Genomic DNA, 9,004 nt, shown 5'->3' with positions numbered 1-9,004 from the left:
ACTCAGTACGGACCGGGCCGATCGGATCATGTCCCGCTGCAGGGCCGTCAGCCCGGAAACGTCCCCGGGGGTTCGCTTCCACTTGATGTCCGGCCGCCGACCGCAGACCCCAAGACCCGAGCAGGGAACGTCCAGAAGAACCGTGCCCGGCCGACCCGATCTGAGCGGCGGAGCCAGGGCCGATCCGACCCAGGCCCGATTCGCCCCGGACCTCCAGTCCGGATGCCCGGCCAAACTCACGACCCGTCCCTTGTGGACGTCACTGGCCCAGATCGGTCCCAAACCGAGATCGGCCAGGACAAAACTCTTGCCCCCACGGCCGCAGCAGGCGTCCCAGGCCGGAGTCGGCCAGGATTCCGAGGCCAGGGCCAACAGGGCCTCCTGAGCGGCCATGCTTTGGCGGTCGGCCAGGCCATCTCCCAGGGCCTGCGTCAATTCGGGACCGAGGGTCCGCACGGCCAGACCGGTCCGGCATTTGGCCACCACGTCGGCCTCGGAGGCCAGGGCTGCAACCGTTGGATCACAGCGCAGGCCCACCGGTGGCTGTGAACATGAAGCCATGGTCAAGGCCGCAACCCTGTCCGGATACCACCGACGCCACAGGTCCACCATCCATTCCGGACAGGAATGCCAAATGGACAGCCAGTTTTTCTCGCTCCCGGCCAGTTCCCGGCACTGACGTGAGGACATGAGACGCTCTCTGTCCCGGTCCACCTTGCGAAGGACCGCATTGACCAAGCCACCCATGCGGGCGCCGAACAGGGTCCGACCCAGACCCGTGGCCCAGTCCACCGTGGCGTAGGCCGGGACATGGTCCAGCATCAAGAGCTCGAAGGCCCCCAGGGCCAGTATCCTCCGAAGCAGGGGCGGCAGGCGGTCCGGCCGGTCCAGGTACTGGGCCGTGGTCCACTCCATTCTCGTCTTGTGTCGCAGAAGACCATAGAAGAGCTCCGTGGCCAGGGCCCGATCCAGGACCGACTCGAGTCCGCCCAGGACGCGATCTAGGGCCGCCTGGGCCGGAAGGCCGTTGTCGAGGCACAGGGCCAGCCCCTTCCAGGCCTCTTGCCGGGCCGGAGGAAGAGAGGACGAACGATTCCTGGACATAAAAATCAGATCTCGGATCTGGCGGACCTTGAGACCACCAAGAACCGCTCCAGAGCCCACTCCAAGTGCTCGATGGGCACCAGGGTGTCCAGACAGGGACCCTTGGGCCGACGGTTGAGAATGCCGAACACGGGCAGGGGATAGGTATCTTGGATGCCGCTTGACAGATCACGTTCGCAGGCCACGGCCAGGATGAGTCGTGGCCGGTTCTGGACCACGATGCGGCGGGCGATGGTCCCGCCCGTGGCCACGGCCAGGCGCACACCATAGCGGTCGGAGAGGTCCAGTAGCCCGGCGATTGGGCATAGACCACAGCGCTTGCAATTCTGGATCTCGTAGGTCAGCCGGACCGTGCACCGGCTGTTCTGTAGACAATGGGGCATGAGCATCAGTATCTCTTCCGGCCGGTAGCGCCGGTTCTCGGCCAGGACCAGCTCGTTGTTGACCTTGATGAACGAGGCCTGGATCTTTTGCTTGGGAATGCCCAGGGCCCGTCCGAAAATGGTCATCATCGGCAGGAAGATCTTGATGGTCAGGCCCCTCAGCCGCCTGGACATGAAAATTTTTCTGAAGCCCAGGATGTTCAGGACCAGGGCCAGAGCCGCCCAGGCCACCAGGCCGATGGACACGACCACGAACAGGCCCAAAATCCATGGGGCCAGTGGATGGATGGTTCGCAGGCCGACAAAGGGGATGAGCCAGAACAGGACGAGGAGGAGGCAGAGTAGAATGGACGTTCCGGTGATCAGGCCGATGAACAGGCGCTTGCGGGCCACGAAGGAGGATTCTATCTCCTCTTCCAGGGCTCGAAAGTCATCGGCCCGCTCCTCAGTCTGGGCTCTGGGATCGACCTCGGGCATGGCTCAATCGCAGCGGTTCAGGTAGCCGCAGGCAAAGCCCCGTGCGTCCATGGCCGCGCCGCAGGCCGGCTTGATCCTCGGGACAAGATAGATCCTGTCCCGGCAGGCCACGGCCAGGGCCTCGTCTTCCAGGCCCAGAATGGACCCGGGTCTAGCTTCGCCGGGTTCGAGTTCCCGCCCCAGACGTCCCGGAAAGACAGACAACCGCACATTCCGGCCGTCCGAGGCCTCCCAGTCGAAAAAGGCCCCCGGCCAGGGAGTCACGCCCCGGACATGGTTGTGGACATCCCAGGCCGGTCGGTCCCAATCGATACGGCCCTCGTCCTTGGTTAGCTTGGAAGCATAGGTGGCCCGGGCCGGATCCTGGGGCATGGGCCGCAGGGTCTTGGCCTGCAAGCCATCCAGGGCCTCAACCAGAAGCCGCCCGCCCAACGTTGCCAATTGGTCGTGAAGGGTTCCAGCCGTGTCTTCAACACCGATGGCCAGAGCTCGCTGCAAAAGGACCGGACCCGTGTCCAGGCCCCGCTCCATCTGCATGATGCTCACCCCTGTGACCGGCTCGCCGGCCATAAGGGCCCGCTGGATGGGTGCGGCCCCCCGCCAGCGGGGCAGAAGCGAGGCGTGCACGTTGACCGCTCCCATGGGCGCGGCCCGGAGAACCGTCAAGGGCAGAATAAGGCCATAGGCTGCCACGACCAGAATGTCGGCATTCAAAGCCCGAAGCTCGTTCACCGAGCTGGGCGCCTTGAAGTTCTCAGGCTGAAACACAGCCAGCCCCCGCTCCAGGGCCAAGGACTTGACCGCCGACGGCCGACAGGCCCGACCCCGGCCGCACGGCCGGTCCGGCTGTGTGTAGGCCCCGGATACCCGGCATCCCGGCCAGTCCAAAAGCTGTTTCAGGATCTCGGCCGCGAAGTCCGGGGTTCCCATGAACACCAGGTTCAGGGTTATTTTTTCTTCTTCCATTTTCGAAGCCGGTTTTCGTACAGGGCCCGTTTCAAACGGCTTATGTGATCGATGAACAGGACTCCGTCCAAATGGTCCAACTCGTGCTGCAGGCACACGGCCAACAGATCGTCGGCCTCCAGCTCCACGGTCTCACCCTCCAAATCCTGGGCCGTGAACGACACCCAGGCGGCCCGCTTGACCAAGGACCGATAGCCGATGACACTCAGGCAGCCCTCCTCGGTTTCCGTCTCCCCCTCCTTGGCGACAATGGCCGGGTTCACATAGACCTTGGGCTCCTCCCGTCTTTCCGGACCGGACAGGTCCACAGTGATCAATCGGACGTTCTTACCCACCTGGGGCGCGGCCAGTCCGATGCCCCGATTCTCGTACATGGTCTCCAGCATGTCCTGGGCCAAGTTCCGAATTTCGTCCGTAATTTCGACCAACGGCTCACTCTTCCTGGCCAGGACCGGGTCCGGGTAGGTCAATACCTTGAGGCTAGCCATGGCGTTGACCTTGCTCCTGCTCCCTCAGGCGGATGCCCAGCTCCCGGAGTTGGCGGGGGTCCACTTCCGACGGGGCCTGGGTCATCAGGCAGGTGGCCTTCTGGGTCTTGGGAAAAGCGATGACGTCCCGAATGGAGGCCTCTCCAGCCAGGAGCATGACCAGACGGTCGAAGCCGAAGGCGATGCCCCCGTGCGGCGGCGCCCCGTACTCCAGTGCCCGAAGCAGGAATCCGAATTTGGCCTCGGCCTCCTCCAGGCTGATGCCCAAGGCTTCGAACATGGCCAGCTGGACCTCGGCCGAATGGATGCGGATGGATCCGCCCCCGATCTCACTTCCGTTCAATACCAGGTCGTAGCTTCGGGCCAGGGCATCGGATGACCGATCGAACAGCCCCTGGACCGAGCTGGATTTCGGGGCCGTGAAAGGATGGTGCTTGGCTACCCACCGCTTGTCGTCCAGATCCCATTCCAGAAGGGGAAAATCCGTGACCCACAGGGGCTTGAAGTCTGAAGCGTCGATCAACCCGAACCGCTCTCCAAGCTTTAGACGGAGATTGCCCAGGGCCGCATTGACCATGTCCGTTCCGCCGGCCTGGAAAAAGACGATGTCGCCCGACTCCAGCCCCAGCCGATTCTGAAGGGCCATCCGCTCCTGGTCGCTCAGGAACTTGGCGATTGGCGACTGCCACTTGTCGTCCAGAATCTTGATCCAGGCCAAGCCCTGTGCCCCGTAGATTTTCACGAACTCGGTCAGGTCGTCGATCTCCTTGCGCGACAGCTCCCCTCCTCCTGGAACCCGCAGGGCCTTGACTGTCTCGGCCGCAGAAAACAGGCGAAACTCCGAACCCTTAACGTCGTCCGTCACGTCTACCAGCAAAAGATCGAAGCGGATGTCCGGCTTGTCCACGCCATAGGCGGCCATAGCCTGGGCATAGGTCATGCGCGGGAAGGGCCTCGGCAGCTCAATGCCCGCGGCCTCGGAGAACACCTTGGCCACCAGCCCCTCGGCCATGCCCATGACGTCCTCTTCCTCCACGAAACTCATCTCGATGTCGATCTGGGTGAACTCGGGCTGACGATCGGCCCGCAGGTCCTCGTCCCGGAAGCAGCGAACAATCTGGTAATAACGGTCCAGCCCCCCGAACATGAGAAGCTGCTTGAAAAGCTGGGGCGACTGGGGGAGGGCGTAGAAGGAGCCCTGATTGATCCGGCTCGGCACGAGGAAATCCCGTGCCCCTTCTGGTGTGCTCCTGGTCAGAAACGGGGTCTCAGCCTCGATGAAGCCCAGGTCGTCGAGATAGGCACGCGCGGCCCTGCCCGCCCGGTGTCGAAGGACCAGATTTCTTGTCATCCTCGGCCGCCGAAGATCGAGATACCGGCAGGCCAGGCGGAGATTCTCGGACACGTCGATGCGGTCTTCAATGAGAAACGGCGGCGTCTTGGCCGTGTTCAGGAGCCGGAAATCAGTGACCAAAACCTCGATTTCCCCGGTGGGCATCTTGGGGTTGATCATGTCTTCCGGTCGAAGAAGAACTGTCCCTCTGACGGCCAGGACGAATTCCGTCCGCAGGACTCCGGCCCGGTCGTGGATGGCCATATCCCCCTCGGGGGTGAACTTGACCTGGGTCAGCCCGGCCCGGTCCCGGAGATCAATGAAGATGATGCCGCCGTGGTCCCGCCGGTATTGGACCCAGCCCATCAGGCAGACCTCCTGCCCCTCGTCGTCGGCCTTCAGCTGTCCGCAGTCGTGCGTTCTCTTCCACCCGCCCAGGCTGTCCAGGGCTATGTCCGTCTGTCTCTCGTCCATGGAGGCGCTCCTTTTGGGCCTTTCGGGGCCGGTCCTCAATCCCGCTGCAGGCCAAGGGCCTGCTCCACATCGTTCTGATCCACGCTCCGCTGGGCCCCGGTGGCCATGTCCTTGACCATGATCCGGCCCTGGGCCAATTCCTCACTTCCCAAAAACAGACAGGTCTTGGCCCCTAGGCGGTTGGCTAGGCGAATCTGGCTCTTGGGGCTCTTGGCCTCGAAACTTACCTCTCCGGAGAAGCCCCGCTCGCGAAGCCTCTGGGCCACAAGCAGGGAGTCGTTGCGGGCCTTGTCGTCCAGGACGGCCAGATAGAAATCGAGCCGGGCCTCTCCGGGATCACCCATGAGAAGGGCCAGCCGCTCCATTCCGCAGGCGAACCCGATACCCGGTATATCCGGCCCGCCCAGCTCGCGGACAAGACCGTCGTACCGTCCTCCCCCGGCCACAGCCGACTGGGCCCCAATTTCCCCGGAAAGGATCTCGAAGGTGGTCCGCTGATAATAGTCCAGCCCCCGAACCAGGAACGGGTTCTGGTTCACGGGCAGATCCGCCGAGGCCAAAATGGCCTGGACCTCGGCATAATGTTCGGCGCAAGGAGGACAGAGATGATCAACGGTTCTCGGCGCCTCCAGGACCTGCTCCCGGCATCCCGGCACCTTGCAATCGAGAACTCGTAATGGGTTCGTGGTCCGCCGCCGTCGGCAGTCTTCGCACAGGGCCGATTCGTCGACTCCGGACAGAAAGGCGCTCAGTCGCTCCCGGAAGACCGGACGGCATTCGGAACACCCCAAGGAGTTCATCTCGATCCCTAGACGGCCAAGGCCCAATCGCCGGAGATAGGTCCAGAGCATAAGCAGAATCTCGGCGTCGGCCTGGGGTGCGTCGGTCCCCAGAACCTCGGCGTTCACCTGATGGAACTGCCGCTGCCGCCCCTTCTGGGGCCGTTCGTACCGAAACATGGGTCCGGCCGTGAACAGTTTGCTCACCCCTTCCCGGGCGTGGAGCTTGTTCTCGATATAGGCCCGAACCACCCCGGCCGTAGCTTCGGGCCGCATGGTCAGGGACCGGCCCTTGCGGTCCGCAAAGGTGTACATCTCCTTCTGGACGACATCGGTCTCCTCGCCGATGGATCGGGCGAAAAGCTCGGTCCGCTCGAGAATCGGAATGCGGATCTCCCTGAACCCGAAGCGGGAGAACACGTCCCTGGCCGTCTGCTCCAAGCGGACGTGGACGTCACTCTCCGGCGGGAGGAGGTCCGCGAAGCCCTTGATCTTCTGTAGTGCGCTCATGATGACCTGTGGTTGGGAAGAGTGGCCGACCGCATTCCCCGCGGTCCATGGACATGGATTGCGTCGGGTGGACCGGGCCGCGTGATCGTCGAAAAACAAAACTGATTAGATCATGCCCCGACCAATGTCAAAAAATGACGGCGAATCCGGTTCGGACCCGGGCCTCATCCACCCTCCCCCCTGAGGCTTCGAAGGGTCAGGGCGTAGGCATTAAACACATCCTCCCGGGCCAGGAGACCGAGTATCCGGTCCTGATCCTCGGGATCCACAACCGGGATCTGACCGAAATCGGAATCCACGAACTTGAGCAGGGCCGTGTACAGGGTGTCGTCCGGTCTGAGCAGGACTGGCTTCCGGGCCACGTCCCTGGCCAGAATAAGATCCCGCAAACTATCCTCGAACAGAACCCGGCGCAGGTCGAGGACTGCCACTATGCCGGTGATGTGTCCCCGGTCGTCCCGGACCGGAAAATAGAGTTCGTTGGCGTTGGCCACGATATCAGTCATAGCCTTGAAGGTCGTGCCCTCCTCCAGCGTCGTCACCCGGCCCGGCCGGTAATAATCCTCGACCTGCAGCCCCTCCAGAACGTTGACCGTGGCGTCCTCGGCGTGGGCAGGAGAGTCGAACTTGTCGTTGACCTGATTCTCGTACAGGGACACGTTCCGGTTTAGGATCAGGCACACGGCCGAGGCCAGCATGAGCGGGGCAAGCAGGCCATAGCCCTGGGTTAGCTCGCAAACCATGATCAGCGGGCCGATGGGGGCGTTGGCCACACCAGCGAAAAAGGCCCCCATGCCAACTAGGACATAGCCGCCTGGCTGGGTGACCACATTGGGAAACAGGTTGTGGGCCGTGAACCCGACCACCCCGCCGCTCATGCCGCCCACGAACAGGGCCGGGGCGAACATGCCGCCGCTCAGGCCCGAGCCCAGGGTTACGGACGTAGCAAGGGTCTTGCCCAAAAGAATGCCCAGCATGGCCGCCACCGAGATCTTCCCCAGAATGGCCATCTCCAGCCAACCATAGCCCCCGCACAGGAGCTGAGGGAAGAGCATGCCCAGCAGACCCATGGTCAGACCGCCCAGGCCCATGGCCCAGACCATGCCTAGTCTGTCCGTCAAAGGCCAGAAGACCTTGTACTTGATGAAGGAAAACGTCCGGACATAGATCCAGCCTGTCAGGGAGCAGAATGCGGCCAGGACGATGTAAACCGGAAGTTCCCGCAGATCCGTGAACCGGAAGGGCGCGATGCCGAAGATGGGCTCGGTGCCGTAGACCAGGGTGAAAATGGAGTAGGCCGTGACCGAGGACAGAACCGCCGGCAGAATGGCCTCGGCCTCGAAGTCCTCCCGGTAGATGACCTCCACCGCCGTCAGAGCCCCGCCTAGAGGGGCCTTAAAGATAGCCCCCAATCCACCGGCCGCCCCAGCTAGGAGAAGGATCCGCCGTTCCCTGGCCGAAAGCCCGAATTTCTGGGCCAGCCAGGACCCGAGGCCAGCTCCCAGAAGGGAAATTGGCCCCTCCCGGCCGGCGCTGCCTCCGGCCCCGATGGTCAGGATGGCCGTAGCCACCCGGATTAGTGGAACCTGAGGCCGAATCATCCCGTCATGACGGTGGAAGACCCCGATCATGCCATCCGTGCCGTCGGTGCCGCTGTGTCTCGTTTCAGGGACGAAACGGGAGACGAGCAGGCCGGTCACGACCCCCACGGCCCCCAGCATGACTGGAATGAGCCAGGGCCGGAACACATCGCCCACCGGCCCGGCGTGAAAGCTCTCACCGGCCGGAGCGGGGATGTCGACCCCGGCCGCGACATTCATCAGCAGGTACCGCAGCCATTCCACCCCGGCAAAAAAGAGGACGGCCCCGGCCCCGGACAGGATGCCGGCCAGGATACCCAAAACGAGCCATCTGGTCCGGAGTACGGACCGATAGCTGCGAACCAGATCGCCAAGAATTCGGAAAAGTGGGTTTTTAGAAACCACCGCCTATCCGATCCCGGCCTCGGAAGACGAGAGGACAGTCCGGCCCAGAGCGACATCCTTCTCGATCTGGGTCCGAAGTTCGTCCAGACCGGAAAATTTTTGTTCGCTGCGGAGACGTTGCACGAAATGGATGCGAAGATCGGATCCGTAAAGATCCTGATCCAGATCCAGAATATGGACTTCCACGGACAGCGTTTCGTTGTCGAAGGTCGGGTTGTACCCGATATTGGCCACCCCCGGCCGAATGTCCGAACCGATGTCGGCCCATACCGCATACACCCCGGGCATCGGAAAAAGCTCGTCCCGAAGCAGGAGGTTGGCGGTGGGAAAGCCCAGAAGCCGACCACCCCGATTCCGGCCCCGAACCACTTCGCCCCGAACCTGGTAGAACCGGCCGAGCAAGGGCCGAACTTCCCAGACCTGACCGGCCTGGACCATGTCCCGAACCCGGGTCGAGCTGACCACGGCGTCGTCCACCAGGACCGGGCCGACCTGCTCGACAGTG

At 63.1% G+C, this 9,004-nt stretch carries 8 protein-coding genes; all 8 read right to left on the bottom strand.

The genetic code is table 11. From position 1 onward, the window contains the following. Nucleotides 1-1,104, bottom strand: a 1,104-nt coding sequence (locus EOM25_10170; protein NCC25543.1) for an Fmu (Sun) domain-containing protein, incomplete at its 3' end; no start/stop codon positions are given. 5 nt (nucleotides 1,105-1,109) lie between these two features. Continuing rightward, nucleotides 1,110-1,964 (bottom strand): DUF116 domain-containing protein, encoded by an 855-nt coding sequence (locus tag EOM25_10165; protein NCC25542.1) that lies wholly within the window; start codon nucleotides 1,962-1,964, stop codon nucleotides 1,110-1,112. Between the two features lie 3 nt (nucleotides 1,965-1,967). Beyond that, complete coding sequence (locus EOM25_10160; protein ID NCC25541.1) at nucleotides 1,968-2,930, bottom strand: methionyl-tRNA formyltransferase; 963 nt, start codon at nucleotides 2,928-2,930, stop codon at nucleotides 1,968-1,970. Then, nucleotides 2,912-3,418, bottom strand: coding sequence for a peptide deformylase (gene def, locus EOM25_10155; GenBank protein ID NCC25540.1), 507 nt, complete (start codon nucleotides 3,416-3,418; stop codon nucleotides 2,912-2,914). Before def ends, EOM25_10160 begins: the two co-directional genes overlap by 19 nt. Next, the gene (gene aspS / locus EOM25_10150) at nucleotides 3,411-5,225 is read right to left on the bottom strand and encodes an aspartate--tRNA ligase (protein NCC25539.1); all 1,815 of its coding nucleotides are present in this window, start codon (nucleotides 5,223-5,225) and stop codon (nucleotides 3,411-3,413) included. The genes def and aspS overlap by 8 nt, the downstream gene beginning before the upstream one ends. 35 nt (nucleotides 5,226-5,260) lie before the next feature. After that, entirely contained in the window at nucleotides 5,261-6,514 is a 1,254-nt protein-coding gene (locus tag EOM25_10145; GenBank protein NCC25538.1) for a histidine--tRNA ligase, read from the bottom strand. A 164-nt stretch (nucleotides 6,515-6,678) separates the two neighbouring features. Next, nucleotides 6,679-8,499, bottom strand: a complete 1,821-nt coding sequence (locus EOM25_10140; GenBank protein ID NCC25537.1) for a chloride channel protein — start codon at nucleotides 8,497-8,499, stop codon at nucleotides 6,679-6,681. A 3-nt stretch (nucleotides 8,500-8,502) separates the two neighbouring features. Further along, on the bottom strand, nucleotides 8,503-9,004 hold a 502-nt coding region (locus EOM25_10135), incomplete at its 5' end, for a riboflavin biosynthesis protein RibF (GenBank protein NCC25536.1).

This window comes from Deltaproteobacteria bacterium (assembly GCA_009929795.1).
Classification (GTDB): Bacteria; Desulfobacterota; Desulfovibrionia; order Desulfovibrionales; family Desulfomicrobiaceae; genus RZZR01.
The sequence above is the reverse complement of the archived record's forward strand: the minus strand, read 5'-3'. Positions and strand labels throughout refer to the sequence as shown.